At 70.4% G+C, this 16,939-nt stretch carries 12 protein-coding genes; 1 reads left to right on the top strand and 11 read right to left on the bottom strand.

Annotated elements, in window-relative coordinates; genetic code table 11:
* Positions 1-3: 3 nt before the first annotated feature.
* From MQV74_RS30760 to MQV74_RS30745, 4 genes are all read right to left on the bottom strand, one after another.
* Positions 4-486, bottom strand: coding sequence for a poly-gamma-glutamate biosynthesis protein PgsC/CapC (locus MQV74_RS30760; RefSeq protein ID WP_030682587.1), 483 nt, complete (start codon positions 484-486; stop codon positions 4-6).
* Positions 483-2,321 carry a poly-gamma-glutamate synthase PgsB gene (gene pgsB / locus MQV74_RS30755; protein WP_242724994.1) on the bottom strand — a complete coding sequence of 613 codons (1,839 nt, stop codon included), beginning with the start codon at positions 2,319-2,321 and terminating at the stop codon, positions 483-485. The genes MQV74_RS30760 and pgsB overlap by 4 nt, the downstream gene beginning before the upstream one ends.
* Before the next feature lie 6 nt (positions 2,322-2,327).
* Positions 2,328-4,565: a HAMP domain-containing protein gene (locus MQV74_RS30750; RefSeq protein WP_242729244.1), complete on the bottom strand. Its 2,238-nt coding sequence runs from the start codon at positions 4,563-4,565 to the stop codon at positions 2,328-2,330.
* A 288-nt stretch (positions 4,566-4,853) separates the two neighbouring features.
* A complete protein-coding gene (locus MQV74_RS30745) occupies positions 4,854-6,053 on the bottom strand; it encodes a CapA family protein (RefSeq protein ID WP_242724991.1) in 1,200 nt (399 codons plus the stop codon).
* 95 nt (positions 6,054-6,148) lie between these two features.
* Here MQV74_RS30745 and MQV74_RS30740 point away from each other — a divergent pair, with 95 nt between their 5' ends.
* The gene (locus MQV74_RS30740; protein WP_242724988.1) at positions 6,149-7,135 is read left to right on the top strand and encodes a hypothetical protein; all 987 of its coding nucleotides are present in this window, start codon (positions 6,149-6,151) and stop codon (positions 7,133-7,135) included.
* Between the two features lie 76 nt (positions 7,136-7,211).
* On the opposite strand, the gene MQV74_RS30735 is transcribed toward MQV74_RS30740, so the two are convergent.
* The 7 genes from MQV74_RS30735 to MQV74_RS30705 all read right to left on the bottom strand — a co-directional run bounded on the left by MQV74_RS30735 (position 7,212) and on the right by MQV74_RS30705 (position 16,933).
* The gene (locus MQV74_RS30735; protein ID WP_242724985.1) at positions 7,212-8,735 is read right to left on the bottom strand and encodes an amino acid permease; all 1,524 of its coding nucleotides are present in this window, start codon (positions 8,733-8,735) and stop codon (positions 7,212-7,214) included.
* A gap of 165 nt (positions 8,736-8,900) precedes the next feature.
* On the bottom strand, positions 8,901-10,829 hold the full coding sequence (gene dxs, locus MQV74_RS30730; RefSeq protein WP_242729243.1) for a 1-deoxy-D-xylulose-5-phosphate synthase: 1,929 nt from the start codon (positions 10,827-10,829) through the stop codon (positions 8,901-8,903).
* 246 nt (positions 10,830-11,075) lie between these two features.
* Complete coding sequence (locus MQV74_RS30725; protein ID WP_172386991.1) at positions 11,076-12,377, bottom strand: sugar ABC transporter permease; 1,302 nt, start codon at positions 12,375-12,377, stop codon at positions 11,076-11,078.
* A complete protein-coding gene (locus MQV74_RS30720; protein WP_144321456.1) occupies positions 12,374-13,168 on the bottom strand; it encodes an ATP-binding cassette domain-containing protein in 795 nt (264 codons plus the stop codon). Before MQV74_RS30720 ends, MQV74_RS30725 begins: the two co-directional genes overlap by 4 nt.
* Before the next feature lie 164 nt (positions 13,169-13,332).
* The gene (locus MQV74_RS30715) at positions 13,333-14,430 is read right to left on the bottom strand and encodes a substrate-binding domain-containing protein (RefSeq protein ID WP_242724982.1); all 1,098 of its coding nucleotides are present in this window, start codon (positions 14,428-14,430) and stop codon (positions 13,333-13,335) included.
* Between the two features lie 122 nt (positions 14,431-14,552).
* Positions 14,553-15,752 (bottom strand): ROK family transcriptional regulator, encoded by a 1,200-nt coding sequence (locus MQV74_RS30710; RefSeq protein ID WP_172386990.1) that lies wholly within the window; start codon positions 15,750-15,752, stop codon positions 14,553-14,555.
* 248 nt (positions 15,753-16,000) lie between these two features.
* A complete protein-coding gene (locus tag MQV74_RS30705; RefSeq protein ID WP_242724978.1) occupies positions 16,001-16,933 on the bottom strand; it encodes a carbohydrate ABC transporter permease in 933 nt (310 codons plus the stop codon).
* Positions 16,934-16,939: the final 6 nt, after the last annotated feature.

Here is a 16,939-nt window from a genome sequence, read left to right as displayed (position 1 = left end):
AGGTCAGGCGGACGGCATGAAGCCGAGGAGAATCCCGGCGGTGAGGACGACGTAGGCCATGAGCGTCACCGAGCCCGTGGCGAGCAGGGTGGGGCCCTTGGGCTGGCGCACGAGCTGGTAGGCGATCAGGCCCGGCACGATGAAGCCGAGGGTCTGGTTGCTGTACATCAGCGGGAACTCGATGGAGAGCACGATCATCACGGTGGCCTGGAGCACCACGCCGGTCAGGACGACCGCGGCGAACAGGCGCTTGCCGTACAGGATGATGAAGCGCTGCATGAGCAGGGTGCAGACGTAGGTGAGGACGGTGACGCCGACCACCATGGCGGCGCGCTGGAGGTCCTCGACGAGGGTCAGCGCCAGCCAGCCCGGGGTGATCATGCCGCCGGGCGAGAGGTTGGTCGTCAGATAGCAGACCAGGGAGAAGAGCAGCCCGAGCGCGATCCCGATCGCGGCGATCTCGGGGGTGAGGACGGAGGGGATCAACGGGGCTCTCCTGGGCTGTGCCACTGCTGCGTGTCGTCGGCGGCGGGGGAAACGGGCGGGACGCGCGGCTCGAACAGGCCGCGGGGCCGGACCTCGTCCGGCTCGGGCTGGCTGGGCTCCTGGCCCTCGTGCGACGGGTAGGACGCCTCGTAGGGGGTCGCCGTTCCCTGGGGCGCGGACGCGTAGGCGGCCTGCTGGCCGTAGGGGTCGTGGGCGGCGTACGCGTCCTGCTGGTGGCCGGGGTGGCCCTGCGCCGCGTACGACGCGTCGTACTGCTGCTGACCGGGCTGCTGGTCGTACGGCTGGTAGTTCTGCTGCTGGGCGTACGCCTGCTGCTCGTGCTGCTGCTGGTGCTGGTACTGCTGGCCGTACTGCTGCTGGGCGTACTGCTGGTGCTGCTGGTGCTGGTCGTACTGCTGCTGCTCGTACGTCCCGTACGGCTGCTCCGCCGTCCGCTGGGCGGGCACGTGCACGGCCGCGGCGGGCGTCAGCTGGTGGTGGGCGTAGCGGTTCTCGTACGCCTCCGGGTAGTGCTGGTACGGGTCGATGTGCGGCTCGTACATCGGGGTCGGCTGGGTCCGCTCCACGACGCCCTCGGCGGGCGCGGCGCCCTGCGCGGGGGCGGCCGCCGGGGCGGTGGCCGGGTCCTCGCTCTCGTCGGCGGGGAGTTCGGCGAGGTGCTCCAGGAGCACCTCGCCCTGGCCGTGGATGTTGCCGATGGCGACGAGCGAGGAGTCCGGGCCGAGCTGGCCGAGCAGCTGCCCCATGAACTCCTCGGGGTCGCGCCGGTCGCCGCCGAGGTCGACGGCGCGCGAGCGCCACTCGGCGGGGATGGCGTCGATGGCGCTCTTGGCGGGGTGGCCGATGACGAAGACCTTCTCCGGCTGGAGGTCGGGGATGATCTCGCCCATCTGGCCGTTGCGCTCGACGCGGTCGGGGCGGCAGTTGATGACGACGTTGAGCGGGCGGTGGATCGCGCCGAGGTCGAGCAGCTGGTTGATGTTCATCAGCGTCGACTCGGGGTCGTTGGCCGCGAAGACGTTGGCGAAGCGGAGCTTCTTGTCGTCCTCGGTGACGTACCGCTCGACGGAGAGGACACCGGGGTCCGGCGGGGCGTCGTACATGCCCTGGAGGGCGACCTCGCGGCCGACGCCGAGGAGTTCGGCGACCTTGAGCGCGATCGCCACGTTCTCCTTGAAGGTGAACCAGCTGAAGCCGCGCAGCTCGTCGTCGGTGACCGTCTCGGGGTCGGCGTAGATCAGCTCGCAGTTCCGGGCCTCGGCCTCCTCCTTGAGGATGTCGAAGCGGTCCTTCTCCGCGGTCACGCAGATGCCGTTCTCCGGCATGGAGCGGGACAGGGAGCGCGCGACGTCGTCGAGGGTGGGGCCCATCTCGGCGAGGTGGTCCTCGCGGACGTTGCAGAGCACGCCGATGGTGGAGCGGATCAGCTTGGACTGGTTGATCTCCTGGAGCGCGGGCATGACCGCCATGCACTCGATGACCAGGGCGTCCGGGTTGTACGCCGCCGCGCGGCGCACGATGCCGATCTGCTCGACGACGTTGGCGATGCCGAACTTGCGGTAGACCGGCTCCTCGGTGGCGTCCGGGTGGATGAACCGGGCGGCCGTGCCGGTGGTCTTGGCGACGGTCGTCAGGTCGCCGCCGCGCAGCGCGCCCGCGCACAGGCGGGTGATGGAGCTCTTGCCGCGGATGCCGTTGACGAGCACCCGCGTCGGTATGTGCTCCAGGTTCGTGAAGTGCCGCCGCTGCTCGATCACCCCGGCGACCAGCAGGACGGCGCAGCACACCACGAGGACGGTGAAGAGGAAGTACACGGCGGTTCAGTTCCTTCCGGCGAGCGGCGCCGACACGCCGTCCCGCTTGCGCTGCGCACCCGTGGGCAGCTGCTGCCTGATGAGCTCCAGGCTGCGGGTGACGGCACCGACCTCGTCGTGGTGGACCGGGTACAGGACGGTCTTGCGGTCCCCGTCGGCCAGTGCCTCCGCCTGGTCGGCGAGCTTGCGCAGCGGCCGTACGACGACGATGTGCAGCCAGCCGAGGCAGGCCGCGGCGGCGGTGACGCCGAGCATGCCCGCGAGGACGGTGCGGTTCTGCAGCGTGTACGCGGGGATCGGGAGCTGGGAGGCGGGCTGCCAGCTGACCACGGTCCAGCCGAGCGACTTGGCGGCGCCGCCGCCGACGAACGGGGCCGCGGCCGCGATCTGGATGTCACCGCCGTCGCGGTAGAGCACGCCGCTGGGCCGGGGACTGAGGCCGACCTTCTGGCTGGTGCCCTCGACGAGCGCGTTGAGGCGACCGCCGGGCAGGCCCTCGAACTCCAGGTAGCCGGTGTTGCCGCCGATGACCTTGCGGTCCTTGTCGACGACGCGGACCGCGCCGAGGCCGGGGCGCTTGAGCAGCGAGTTGAGGAAGTCGATGCGGAACTCGCCCACGACGGCGGCGCCGCCGCGGCCCGGCACCTCGGCGGTGCCGATGATCACCGGCTCCTTGCCGCCGTCGTCGAGGACCCGGATGGCCTCGTCGGACGGCTCCTTGCCGGAGGGGCTGCGGGGGTCCTGGCCCGCCTTCGACAGGACCTTGCCGTCCTTGTCGAGGACGTACAGGGAGCGGTAGCGGCTGTGCTGGTTCAGGGTGCCGTCGAGGACCTTGCCCATGTCGTCGGGCGCGGTGCGGGCGCCGATGAGGGAGGCCACCGAGGTGAGGTCGGCGTGGCCCTCGTTGAGGGCGCGGCGGACCCGGTCGGTGAGGGTGTCGGTGCGCTCGCGCTGGTCGTTGACGAGCTGCTGCGGCACCTGGACGTCGTCGCCCGCGCGGTTGAGCAGGAGCAGCAGCGGCGCCGACCAGACGAGCAGGAGCACGCCGCAGACCGCGAGGAGGGTGCGGCTGCCGAACGTGCGGCGGCGCGCGGGCTTCTGGTCCGCCGCGGCGGGTTCGCCCAGGAGCTGGCGGCGCAGCCGTTCGAGGGCGGCGCCGATGCGGGCGGCCTCGCCGGACTTGGGCACGGTCACCGGGCGGTTCAGGTCGCCGCGGGTGAGGCGGCGGCTCTCCAGGAAGAGCCGGATCAGCGGGCGCTGCACGGTGCGCAGGAGCAGGAAGACCGTGACGCCGCCGATGAGCAGCAGGGCTCCCGCGGCGATCAGGCCGAACGCCGAGCTGTCGGCCCGGTCCTCGTCCTCGGCGACGGGCTGCATGGCCACGACGCTGAGGCCGAGCCGGGTGGCCACGGTCTGCTCGCCCGGCTCGGGGGCGGCGAGGGTGGCGTAGCCGGCGACGGCCCGCTCGCTGAGGAAGCTGTCGCCGATGAGGTAGCCGCTGACGCCCTTGTAGCCGCCGGAGCCGGGTGCCTTGGCCGACAGGGGGTGCTGGCGCGACTTCTTCGCGGCGGCCTTGGCGAACGCGTTGAGCTGCTTGTTGGACTGCTTGACCTCCTTGCGCTGGAGGTCGGTGAGCACCTGCTCGGGCTCGGGGATGCCGTCGGTGCTCAGGACGTTGCCGTCCTGGCCGACGACGGCGATGGCGCGGAAGTTGCCGAGGCTGATGCCGGGGAAGCGCAGGCTGGTGGAGGCCACGAGGAGTTGCTGCGGCTGGCCCTTCCAGCTGAGCACCGCGAAGGCGAGCAGCCGGGTCTCGCCGTTCTCCAGGCGGACCATGCGCGGCTGGAGGCCGTCGTCGTCCTTGAGCGTGGAGCGGTCGATGGCGGCCAGGGGCACGTTCTCGCCGCGGGCGGCGAGGAGCTTGCCGGACCGGATCTCGACGACGGCGGTGCCCATCCACTTCTGGTAGACGCTGCCGATCTTGTCGAGCACGGCGTCGGCGGGCACCGGCTCGCCGGCGCTGAACAGGCCCGCGGTGCGGGTCAGGTCGGTGACGGACTCGTCGATGGAGGCGCGCAGCGCGATGGCGCCGTCCTCGGCGAAGTGCTGCTGGGACTGCTTGACGGCCTTCGGTACCGCGTCCTGACCGACGCGGCCGAGGGTGAGGGCGGTGACACCCGCCAGGGCGAGGAGCAGGACCGACAGCACGGCGATCGGCGGGCGGATGCCGCCGATGAGTGACATGTCGGTCCTTCGGCGGACCTTGTGCCGCCGCTTCGTGGGCGAAGCGGCCAAGGGGGAGCTCCTCTCCTGGAGTGACACGTTCGTGACACTGAGTACGGAATCAACGCGGTGGGCACACGGCGGCGCTCGGGCGCACGCGAGTGCGATCGGAATGACTTGACCCGTCGGGGACGGGAATGGATGTACGGGGATGGCGAGATGTGACCTACGTCAAAGATCACTTACGCGGCCGCCCCGGGGCGGCCGCGCCTCCGCGACCTGGCGTTAAACCGGGCTTCACGGAATGTTTCAGTCCGGCAGGTCCTCCAGGGCCTCCAGGCCGTCCTGGCCGGCCCCGCGGTTGAGCAGCGTGCCCTGGGTGCGCTCGAAGGCGAGGCGGTAGCGCGAACGCCGCTCCTCGCTGAGCCCCTTGCCGTCACGCAGCGTGGCGGCGACGTCGAGCAGACGGTGGTCCTTGACGGCGCCCTTGGGCAGCTCGCCGGTCTCGTCCGGGTCCGGCGGGATCTCCGTGAAGGTGGGCACGTACTTCGCGCCGACGTCCCACTTGCCGCCGCGCTTGGTGAACGTGAACCAGCCGATGGCGCCCTCCTCGGTCAGCCCGCTGGGCACGTCGTGCCGCGCGATCTGGTTGCCGAGTCCGTACGCGATCCAGGTGTCGCCGATCTTCTCCATCGGCTGGACCACGTGCGCGTGGTGGCCGATGACCAGGTTGATCCCGGTCTCCTCGGCGATGCGGCGGGCCAGCTTGATCTGCGGGGTGCTGGCGTTGGGCTGGTTCTCACGGCCCCAGTGGATGCTCAGGATCACCACGTCGGCGCCGGCGGCACGGGCGGCCTTCTCGGCCGCCGCGATCTTGTCGAAGTCGTTCTGGTTGACGATCCAGGGCTTGTCCTTGGGCACCTCGCGGCCGTTGAAGCCGAAGGCGAAGGCGATCTGCCCGACCTTGACGCCCTTGACGGTCGTGATCAGCGGCTTCTTCGCCTCGGCCGCGCTGCGCGCCGAGCCGGTGTGCTTCAGGCCCGCCTTGTCCAGGGCGTTCAGGGTGCGCGTGACGCCCTTGGGGCCGTGGTCGAGGGTGTGGTTGGACACACTGGAGCACTGGTCGTAGCCGACGCCCTTGACCGCCGTGGTGATCTGCGGCGGCACCAGGAAGTCCGGGTAGCTCTGGAAGGGCCCCTCGGGCTTGCTCACGACCGGCTCGAAGTGACAGATCCCGAGGTCGGCCTTGCTGATGACGGGCTTGATCCCGGCGAGCATCGGGCCGAAGTCGATGCCCTTCTCCCCCTTGCCGGTCGCCTTGGCGTCCTTGCGTGCCTGCTCGGTGAGTTGAGGGTGGATGAGGATGTCGCCCGCGGCCGCGACGGTGAACGAGGGGCCGCCGTCGGAGGCCTTGTCGTCATCGCCGCCGAAGGGGCCGCACGCGGTGCCCGCCAGAAGGGCGAGCGAGGCTGCGCAGGTCGTTATTAGCCTGCGGGAGGGACGTGTCATCACGAGGATATCTTTATACAACCATGACTCACCCTCCAATTCGGTCGATAACAAACGCAAAGCGGCGTCGAGTTCGTCCCCTGGTCGGGGTCGCCGTGGCGCTCGCCGCCGTGGCGAGCCTCACGCAGTGCGGCTCGCCGTCCGACGAGGAGCGCCGCCCCGCCGCGTCGGACGGGACCCGGTCCCCGGAGCGCGAGCCCTCCTCCCCCGCGCCCTCGACGCCGGGGAGCCGCCCCACCGACGCCGACGGCAGTGACGAGGAGAACCTGGAGCGCCTGGTCACCGACTACACGTCGGACTTCGCCGCGGACACCGGCTACCGGCGCCCCTCGGCCGTCGAGCGCCGCAAGGTCGCCGAGGGCGTCTCCCTGCTCGTGGACCGCAAGCGGGAGCGGGCCGAGCGCCGCCTCTCCGACGTGGACTTCACCGTGCGCACGATCACCGACGCGGCCACCGGGCGGCGGTACGCGGAGGTCACCGACCGCTCCGACCACGCCCCCGCGCCGCGCGGCTGGGGCCGGGTCTATGTGGACCTCGACTCCCCGGTGCGCTGGTCCGCGCAGGTGCCGCACCCCGTGGCCGACAAGAACACCGAGCGGCTCGGCGTCCAGCTGATGCGGCGTTCACCGGGTGGCGTACTGATCATCGCTGGCGCACATCGCAAAGCGGGCCGCGGCAACGAGGCGGATGTGGCGCACCGGCGGAAGAGCGTGTTCCACGCCATCTGCGACGAGCTGGCGCGGCGTGGACTGCCCGGGATCCAGATCCACGGCATGGCGGACGACTCGGCGCCGGACCACGATGTGGTGGCCTCCACCGGCAAGGGCCGCGTGGCCGTCGCCGCGGGCCGCGACCTCGCGGACGCGCTGCGCCGCCGGGGCTACGAGGTCTGCCGGGCCTGGGCCCGCTCCTGCCCCCTGGAGGGCCGCACCAATATGCAGGGCCGCGACGCCGCCGACCAGGAGACCGAGTTCCTGCACGTGGAGTTCGCCCCGAAGCTGCGCGGCGAGCGGAAGCACCGGCGGGCCGCCGTCGCGGCCATGGCCGAGGTGACGCGGGACTGGCGGCGGGCGGGGTCGTAGCCGGGCCGTGGACGCCCGGTGGGGGCGGGCGGGGGTCGGTCCCCGCCCGCCCCCACCGGCCGAGGGCCCCTCGGCGCTACTCGGTGCCGCGGCCCGGCGGCCGCAGCACCTCGCCCACGCTCGTCTCCTCGCGCTGTCCGAGGCGGCTGTGCGAGCGCCCGTAGAGGAAGTAGACGACGACGCCGAGGAGCATCCAGCCCGCGAAGCGGACCCAGGTCTCGGCGGGCAGGTTGAGCATCAGCCACAGCGAGGCGGCGACCGAGACGATCGGCAGCACGGGCACCCACGGGGTGCGGAAGGAGCGGTGCAGGTCGGGGCGGGTGCGCCGGAGGATGATCACGCTGACGGCCACGATCACGAAGGCGAAGAGGGTGCCGATGTTCACCAGCTCGGCGAGTTCGCTCAGGGGGGTGAACCCGGCCACGACCGCGATGATCACCCCGAGGAGGATGGTCGGCCGGTGCGGGGTCTTGAAGCGCGGGTGGACGTGCGAGAAGAACCGCGGGAGCAGCCCGTCGCGGCTCATCGCGAAGAACACCCGGGTCTGGCCGAGGAGCAGGATCATGCAGACCGTGGTCAGGCCGACGGCGGCGCCGAAGCTGATGAAGCCCGCGTACCAGGGGTGCCCGGTGGCCTTGAAGGCGTCGGCGAGCGGGGCGTCCACGGACAGCTGGGTGTAGTGCTGCATGCCGGTGACGACGATCGACACGGCCACGTACAGCGTCGTGCAGATGAGCAGGGAGCCCAGGATGCCGCGCGGCATGTCCCGCTGCGGGTTCTTCGTCTCCTCCGCGGCGGTGGCCACGATGTCGAAGCCGATGAAGGCGAAGAAGACGACCGAGGCGGCGGTGAAGATGCCCATCACGCCGAAGTTCGACGGCGCCCAGCCGAACATCAGCTGGATCAGCGGGGAGTGGAGGCCGCCGCCCGCCTCCACGGCCTGGGACTCCGGGATGAACGGGTCGTAGTTGTCGCCCTTGACGAAGAAGGCGCCCGCGACGATCACCACGAGGACGACGATCACCTTGATGGCGACGACGATCGAGGTGATCCGCGCGGAGAGCTTCATGCCGAGCACGAGGATGCCGGTGAGCACCAGGACCAGGGCGGCGGCCATGATGTCGAAGCCGAAGCCGTCGGCGCCGTCCCGGCCGCTGAGTGCCTCCGGCAGCGCCCAGCCCGCGTTGTCGAGCAGCGAGGCGATGTACCCGGACCAGCCGACGGCGACCACCGCCGTGCCGAGCGCGAACTCCAGGACGAGGTCCCAGCCGATGATCCAGGCGGGCAGTTCGCCCAGTGACGCGTACGAGAACGTGTACGCGGACCCGGCCACGGGGAGCGTCGACGCGAACTCGGCGTAGCAGAGCGCGGCGAGGGCGCACACGACACCGGCCACGACGAAGGCCAGGGCGACGGAGGGGCCCGCGTTGTTCTTGGCGACGGTACCGGTGAGCACGAAGATGCCGGTGCCGATGATGACGCCGACGCCGAAGACCGTCAGGTCGAGCGCGGACAGCGATTTCTTCAGCGCGTGCTCTGGCTCCTCGGTGTCGAGGATGGACTGCTCGACCTTCTTCGTCCGGAAGAGGGTGCTGCTCACTGGCGTACCTCCCACGCGAGTCGTCTTCGACATCTTCGAGAGGGGATGTACTCCCAGTGCCCCGGCGCGGTCCGATTCACGCGAAGGGACCCGAAACCTACGGCTGTCCGGGTGGTCCGCTCACCGGGCGGGCGGGGTAGTGCCCCGCCCGCCCGGGTGGGTGGGTCAGTCGCGGACCGGTTCGACGGAGTCCACGGCCGCGCGGCCGCGCTCGACCCGGCCGTCGAGCTTGGCGACGAGCCCCGTGACCTGACGGGCGATGTCGGGCGCGGTCAGCCCGATCTCGGCCATGACCTCCTTGCGCGAGGCGTGGTCGAGGAACCGCGGCGGAATGCCGAAGTCGCGCAGCGGCACGTCCACGCCCGCGTCCCGCAGCGCCTGCGAGATCGCCGAACCGACGCCTCCGGCACGGGAGTTGTCCTCGACGGTCACGACGACCCGGTGCTGCTCGGCGAGCGGCGCCATCGCCTCGTCGACCGGCTTGACCCAGCGCGGGTCGACCACGGTCGTGGAGATGCCCTGCTTGTCGAGGAGGTCCGCGATCTCCAGGCACATCGGGGCGAGGGCCCCGACGGAGACGAGGAGCACATCGGGCCGGGGCGCGTCCGGGCGGCGCAGCACGTCCATGCCGCCGACGCGGGCGACGGCCTTGACGGCCGGGCCGACGGCGCCCTTGGAGTAGCGCACGACGGTCGGGGCGTCGTCGACCTCGACGGCCTCGCGCAGCTGGAGGCGGACCTGGTCGGCGTCGCGCGGCGCGGCGATGCGCAGCGTGGGCACGCACTGGAGGATCGACATGTCCCACATGCCGTTGTGGGAGGCGCCGTCCGTGCCGGTGACGCCCGCACGGTCCAGGACGAAGGTGACGCCGCACTTGTGCAGGGCCACGTCCATCAGGAGCTGGTCGAAGGCGCGGTTGAGGAAGGTGGCGTACACCGCGAAGACGGGGTGGAGCCCGCCGGTGGCGAGCCCGGCCGCGGACACGGCCGCGTGCTGCTCGGCGATGCCGACGTCGTAGACGCGGTCGGGGAACTCCTCGGCGAACTTCTTCAGGCCGACGGGCTGGAGCATGGCGGCGGTGATCGCCACGATGTCCTCGCGCTCGTGGCCGAGCTTCACCATCTCCTCGCCGAACACGGACGTCCAGTCCATGCCGCCGGCGGCGATGGGCAGGCCGGTGTCGGGGTGGATGGGGCCGATGCCGTGGAAGTGGTCGGCCTCGTCCTGCTCGGCGGGCTTGTAGCCGCGGCCCTTCTCGGTGATGCAGTGCACGATGACCGGGCCGTTGAAGCGCTTGGCGCGGGCCAGCGCGGACTCCAGGGCCTCGATGTCGTGGCCGTCGATGGGGCCGACGTACTTCAGGCCGAGGTCCTCGAACATGCCCTGGGGGGCGATGAAGTCCTTCAGGCCCTTCTTGGCGCCGTGCAGCGTCTCGTACAGCGGCTTGCCGACGACGGGGGTGCGCTCCAGGAGGTCCTTGCCGCGGGCGAGGAAACGCTCGTAGCCGTCGGTGGTGCGCAGGGTCGCCAGATGGTTGGCGAGACCGCCGATGGTGGGGGCGTAGGAGCGCTCGTTGTCGTTGACGACGATGACCAGGGGGCGGTCCTTGGCGGCGGCGATGTTGTTCAGCGCCTCCCAGGCCATGCCGCCGGTGAGCGCGCCGTCACCGATGACGGCGACGACGTGGTCGTCCTTCTTGAGGACCTCGTTGGCCTTGGCGATGCCGTCGGCCCAGCCGAGGACGGTGGAGGCGTGGCTGTTCTCGATCACGTCGTGGTCGGACTCGGCACGCGAGGGGTAGCCGGACAGGCCGCCCTTGCCGCGCAGGCCGTCGAAGTCCTGGCGGCCGGTGAGCAGCTTGTGGACGTAGGCCTGGTGGCCGGTGTCCCACAGGACCTTGTCCCTGGGCGAGTCGAAGACGCGGTGCAGGGCGATGGTCAGCTCGACGACACCGAGGTTGGGGCCGAGGTGGCCGCCGGTCTTGGAGACTGCGTCGACGAGGAAGCCGCGGACCTCGGTGGCCAGCTGGTTCAGCTGCTCCGGGCTGAGCCGGTCCAGATCGCGCGGTCCCGTGATGCGGGTCAGCAGCGGCACCCGTGCCTCCTTGCAGTAGAGCGTGTAGCGCTGTTCGAGCATTGCCGGGCCTGTCGAGTCTAATGTTCCGCCGTTGACGACGGAGTCCGGCCCGGGAGTCCTACGTCACGCGATCGGCCGTAAATCGCCGGGAACACGAACGCGTGACTGAAACGAACGTTCTATTCAGCGCGGCGTTCACAGACAGCGGCGTGCCCGGTACCGGAGGGGCCGGTACCGGGCACGAGAGGGCACGAGAGCCCTTGATCAGGCGCGGCCCGCGGACTTCTGGGTGCGCCGGGAGACCGAGTCGATCACGACGGCGGCGAGCAGCACCGCACCGGTGATCATGTACTGGATCTCACTCGCCATGCCTTCCAGGTTCAGACCCTGCTGGATCGACTGGATCACGAGCATGCCGAGCAGGGCGGACCAGATCTTGCCCCGGCCGCCGAAGAGGCTGGTGCCGCCGATGACGGCCGCCGCGATGACGATCATCAGGGTGTTGCCGCTGCCGAGGCTCTTGGTGGCGCCGCCGGACAGGCTCGCGATGAACAGGCCGCCGAAGGCCGCGAGCATGCCGGAGATCGCGAAGACGGTGATCCGTACGCGGTCGACGTTGATGCCCGCGCGCCGCGCGGCCTCCGCGTTGCCGCCGACAGCGAAGACCTGGCGGCCGAAGGTGGTGCGGCGGACCACGAAGTCCGCGATGACGAGCACGGCCAGGAAGAGCACCAGGGCCAGCGGCAGGCCGCGGGCGCCGTCCGGCTCGTTCAGGAAGTACGCGACGACGAAGCACAGGACCGCGAGCACGCCGGTGCGCAGCAGGATCTCGCTGAGCGGCCGCGAGGGCAGGCCCGCGCCCTTGCGGCGCTTGGCGTCGAGCAGCTGCGAACCCGCGTACAGCAGGACCGCGACGAGCGCGAGGCCGTACGCGGCGGCCTTGTCGGCGAAGTAGTGGGTGGTGAGGTCCTCGACGACGGAGCCGCTCGGGGTGTTGATGCTGCCTTCCTTGCCCATCAGCCAGATCTGCAGGCCGCTCCAGCCGAGGAAGCCCGCGAGGGTGACGACGAAGGCCGGCACGCCGACCTTGGCGAAGAAGATTCCGTGGAGGACGCCGATGACCATGCCGCAGACGACCGCGCTGACCACGGAGAGCCAGTCGCCCCAGCCGTGGTTGACGCTCAGCACCGCCCACACGGCGGCGCCCACACCGGCGACGGAGCCGACGGACAGGTCGATCTCGCCGAGCAGGAGCACGAAGACGATGCCGACGGACATGATGCCGACGCCGGAGGTGAACACGGCGATGTTGGCGAGACTGGAGGCCGACAGGAACTTGTCGTTCTGCAGCTGGAAGACCAGGGCGATGACGATGAGGCCCACGACGACGGGCAGCGAGCCGAGCTCACCGCCGCGCACCTTGCGCAGGAACTCCGTCCAGTAGCCGGCGAAGCCCTGCTCGCGCACGAGCAGCCGGGGGTCGACGGCCGCGGCGGGCGTCGCCGACGGCTCGGCGTCGACGGGCGCCGCGGGCTTGTCGGTGGGGGTCTTGGCGAGGTCGCTCACTTCGCGTCCTCCTTCGTGGCGGTACGCGCCCGGCGGCGGGTCACGGCGTTGTCCGTGGCGCCGGTGATGGCGGCGATGATCTCTTCGGGGGAGGTGTCGGCGACGTTGAAGACGCCGTTGTTGCGGCCGAGCCTGAGGACCGCGACGCGGTCGGCGACGGCGCGCACGTCAGCCATGTTGTGGCTGATGAGGATGACGCCGTGGCCACGCTCGCGCAGCCGCTCCACGAGGTCGAGGACCTGCGCGGTCTGCTCGACGCCGAGGGCCGCGGTGGGCTCGTCGAGGATGACCACCTTGGGGTCGCCGACGAGCGCGCGGGCGATGGCGACGACCTGCCGCTGGCCGCCGGAGAGGGCGGCGATGGGGATGCGGACGCTCGGGATGCGGATGGACAGCGTCTCCAGGAGCTCCCGGGCGCGCTTCTCCATCCTGATCTCGTCGAGGACGGAGGCGCTCTTCAGCTCGCTGCCGAGGAACAGATTGGCGACGACGTCGAGGTTGTCGCAGAGCGCGAGGTCCTGGTAGACGGTGGCCACGCCGAGGTTCTGGGCGTCGTGGGGGCGGCCGACGCGGACCTCGCGGCCCTCCCACTCGATGGCGCCCTCGTCGATGGGGTGGACGCCCGAGATGGTCTTGACGAGCGTGGACTTTCCGGCGCCGTTGTCGCCGACGAGGGCGACCACCTCACCGGTGTGGATCTCGAGGTCTACGTCCGTGAGCGCCTGGACGGCGCCGAACCGCTTGGAGACCCCGCGCAACGCCAGCACGGGCGTAGCGGACACGTGAATCATCTCCTTCGCCGCCTGACCGGCGGGGATGGTGGACAAGGGGGTGCCGGTGCCCGCCCTCCGGCTGCGGGGCGGGAGGCGCCGGGATGGACGTGCGGGCACCGGACGCTGGGGAAGGTGTCTCGCGGCCGCGCGGCCGCGTCAACTCCCGGGAGGAAGGGCCGGGGCTACTTGATCCCGGCCTCGTCGCAGGCGGCCTTGAACTGCTTGGTGCAGATCTCGCTCGCCTTGTAGACCTTGTCCTTGACGATCGTGCGGGCCACGTCGTCCTTGGTGATCGCCTGGGCGTCGTAGAGCTTGGCGGGGATGCCCTTGAAGTCGCCGCTCAGGGAGTCGACCTTGCGGTCGATGAGGTCGTCGATCTTCTTGCCCTTGAGCAGGCGGACCGCGATCTCGGCGGTGGTCTCGGCCTCGGGCTTGATCTGCTTGTAGATCGTGAAGTCCTGCTCGCCGCTCAGCAGTCGCTGGATGCCCGCGAGCTCGGCGTCCTGGCCGCCGACGGGGACCTCGATGCCGCGCTGCTTGAGGGCGGTGATGATGCCGCCGGCCATGCCGTCGTTGGCGGAGTAGACGCCGTCGAAGCCGTCCTTGCCGAGCTTGTCGATGGCGGTGGCCATCTTCCGGTTGGCCTCGTCGGGCGACCAGTCGGGGATGTCCTGCTCGTAGACGACCTTCTTCACGTTCTTGTCGAGCACCGAGTGGGCGCCCTTCTTGAAGAACGGGGCGTTCGGGTCGGTCGGCGAGCCGTTGATCATGACCACGTTGGAGCTCTTGGCCTTGGCCCCGAGGGCCTTGACCAGGGCGCCGCCCTGGAGACGGCCGATCTTCTCGTTGTCGTAGCTGACGTACGCGGACAGCGGGCCCTCGGCCAGTCGGTCGTACGCGACGACCTTGACGCCCTCCTTGTCGGCGCGCTCGATCCAGCCCTTCGTGGACTTGTAGTCCACGGAGTCGAGAATGATCACCTTGACGCCCTGCGTAATGAGCGCGTCGAATTGCTTCTTCTGGGTCTCGATGTCCTGTGCGGCGTTGTTGTACTTGATCTCGCAGTCGCCGCAGAGCGACTTGATCTTCGACTCCATGATCGGACGGTCGAAGGTCTCGTAGCGGGTGGTCTTGTTCTCCGGCAGGAGCAGACCAATGGTCTTTCCGTCGCCGCCGCTTCCCTTGTCGTCGTCGCCTCCGGCCTCACCGCAGGCGGCGAGGCCGAGGGCCATGGAAAGGGTCGCGGTGCCTATGACGACGCGGCGCGTCCATGCATTCATTTGGGGGTGCCTCCCTGACGTGGCCGCGTCGTTGCGGCCGAGGTGGCTCGAAGTCAACTCGGCCGCCCGACACGCGTCAAGGAGTAAATCCTTAACGAGATGACAACGGTGCCATGCGTTATCTAAGTGAAGGCAGGTGTGGCGGTCGGAACCGACCCGTCCAAAAGCGTCGAATCCCCCATCTCGCTGAGCGCGAGGGCGAGGGCGCCGAGCACCTCGGCGCGCGAGCCAAGTGCCCCGGGGCGTACGGACAGTTGACGGGCCGCGCTCGGGATGGCGTACCGCCCGACCGACTCGCGGATCGGCCCGAGCACCAGCTCGCCGGCCTCCGCGAGGGCGCCGCCGAGGACCACCCGGCTGGGGTTCAGGAGGTTGCAGAGGTTCGCGACGCCGCTGCCGATGTGCCGCCCGACGTCGGCGATCACCCGGCGGCAGCCCGGGTCGCCCTCGCGGGCGAGGGCGACGACGCGCTCCATGGTCAGATCGGTGCCGTGGCTGGACCGGAGCAGGGGGAGCACGTAGCGCGCGGCGGTGAAGGTCTCCAGGCAGCCGCGGTTGCCGCAGCGGCAGACGGGCCCGGACTCGTCCAGGGTGATGTGCCCGATCTCGCCCGCCGTGCCGCCGGGGCCGCGGTAGATCCGCCCGCTGATCACGAGCCCGGCGCCGACCCCGCTCGCGACCTTGATGTACGCGAGGTCCTTGACGCCCTTGCCGCTGCCCCAGACCAGCTCGCCCAGGGCGCCCAGGTTGGCGTCGTTGTCCACGTGCACGGGCACGCCGAGGCGGTCCCCCAGCTCCTCGGCGGGCTTGGTGCCCGCCCAGCCCGGCAGGATCGAGGTGGAGCCGAGGGTGCCGGACTCCACGTCGATGGGCCCGGGCACGCCGACGCCGACGCCCGCGACCTTGGCGCGGTCCACGCCCGCCTGCTCGATCAGCTGGCCGACCAGGCGCTCGGCCCGGTCGAAGCCCTGGGCCGCGGAGGCGTCCACGTCCAGCGGCTCGGACTGCTCGGCGAGCACCTTGTGGGCCAGGTTGCCTAGGGCCACGCGCAGGTGGGTGTGGCCGAAGTCCACGCCGATGACCATGCCCGCGTCGCCGCTGAGCGAGACGCTGCGGGCCCGGCGGCCGCCCGCCGACGTGGGCGTGACCTCGACGGTGCCGCCGTCCTTCAGCTCCCGGACGATGTTCGACACGGTCGCGGCGGACAGGCCCGTCGTCCTGGCGATCTCCGCCTGCGTGAGCGATCCCGCGAGCCGTACCGCGCGCACGACCCGCTCGAGGTTTGCTCGGTGCAGTGACGACTGCGACCCCGGAGTCTCCATCGACTCATCCACTCCCGCCTATGGCGGACGGCACCCTCGCCGCCCGTACAAGTTGTGAACTCCAAGCTCCGCTGAAGGTGTTACCGCAGTCAAGTCCTTGATGGAAATCAAGGGGTGCTCGGCGGGCCTGTCGGGGGCACGTGCGCGGGCCGGGACCGGAGGCCGAGGTCACACCTCTCCGTCCGGCCCCGGCCCGCGCACGGGGCTCCGTCTTCACTTGATGGGTTGACGCCTGCGGGGCGCCGGGCTCACTTCAGGGTGGCCACGGTGAGGCCCGACTGGACCTGTCGCTGGAAGGACGCGTAGACGACGAAGACCGGGATCATGGAGATCGTCATGCCCGCGTACAGGGCGGGCAGGTCGGTCTCGTAGTTCCCCTGGTTCATCAGGCTCACCAGGCCCTGGGCGAGCATCGAGCGGTCCTCGTCGCCGCCGCTCTGCTTCTGCATGAGGGTGAGCGGCAGGATGTACTGGTTCCACTGGCCGAGCACGTTGAAGATCCCGACGCTGATCAGGCCGGGCTTGGCCATCGGCACCATGATCTGGAAGAAGACCCGGGTGTGCGAGGCCCCGTCGATCACCGCGGCCTCGTGCACGGCCGTGGGCAGCGTCCGGAAGAACGAGTACAGGTAGAACACGGTGAAGGGCAGCGAGTACGCCACGTACACGAGGATCAGCCCTTGGTACGTGTTCAGCATGCCCAGGCGGTCGACCATGAAGTACAGCGGGACGAGCGCGAGGAACACCGGGAACATCGACCCGGCCACGAAGAAGTAGTACAGGAACCGGTTGCCGAAGAACTCGTAGCGGGCCAGGACGTAGGCCGCCATGGCGCCGAGCAGCATCGTGAGCGGGACCGAGAAGACCATCACGATGAGGGTGTTGAGCAGGTAGTCGCCCACGCCCTTCTCCCAGCCGCGCTGGAAGGCGTCGAAGGTCCACTCCGTGGGCCAGGTCCAGGCGCTGGACTTGATCTGCGAGTCGGTCTTGAAGTTGCCGAGCAGGATCCAGAAGAGCGGCAGGACGATCATGATCGCCCACAGGACCAGGAAGCCGTGCGAGAAGGCGTTGAGGGTCTTGCCCTCCATCCCGTCGCGGCGGCCGGGGCCGCCGCGTGTGCCGCCGCGCTGCCCGGGCAGGGCGGCCTTGGTGACGGGGGGTTGCGTCGCGGGAGCCGTCATGTCGCT

Source organism: Streptomyces sp. AN091965, from assembly GCF_022698285.1.
In the GTDB taxonomy this organism is placed as follows: Bacteria; Actinomycetota; Actinomycetes; order Streptomycetales; family Streptomycetaceae; genus Streptomyces.
The sequence above is the reverse complement of the archived record's forward strand: the minus strand, read 5'-3'. Positions and strand labels throughout refer to the sequence as shown.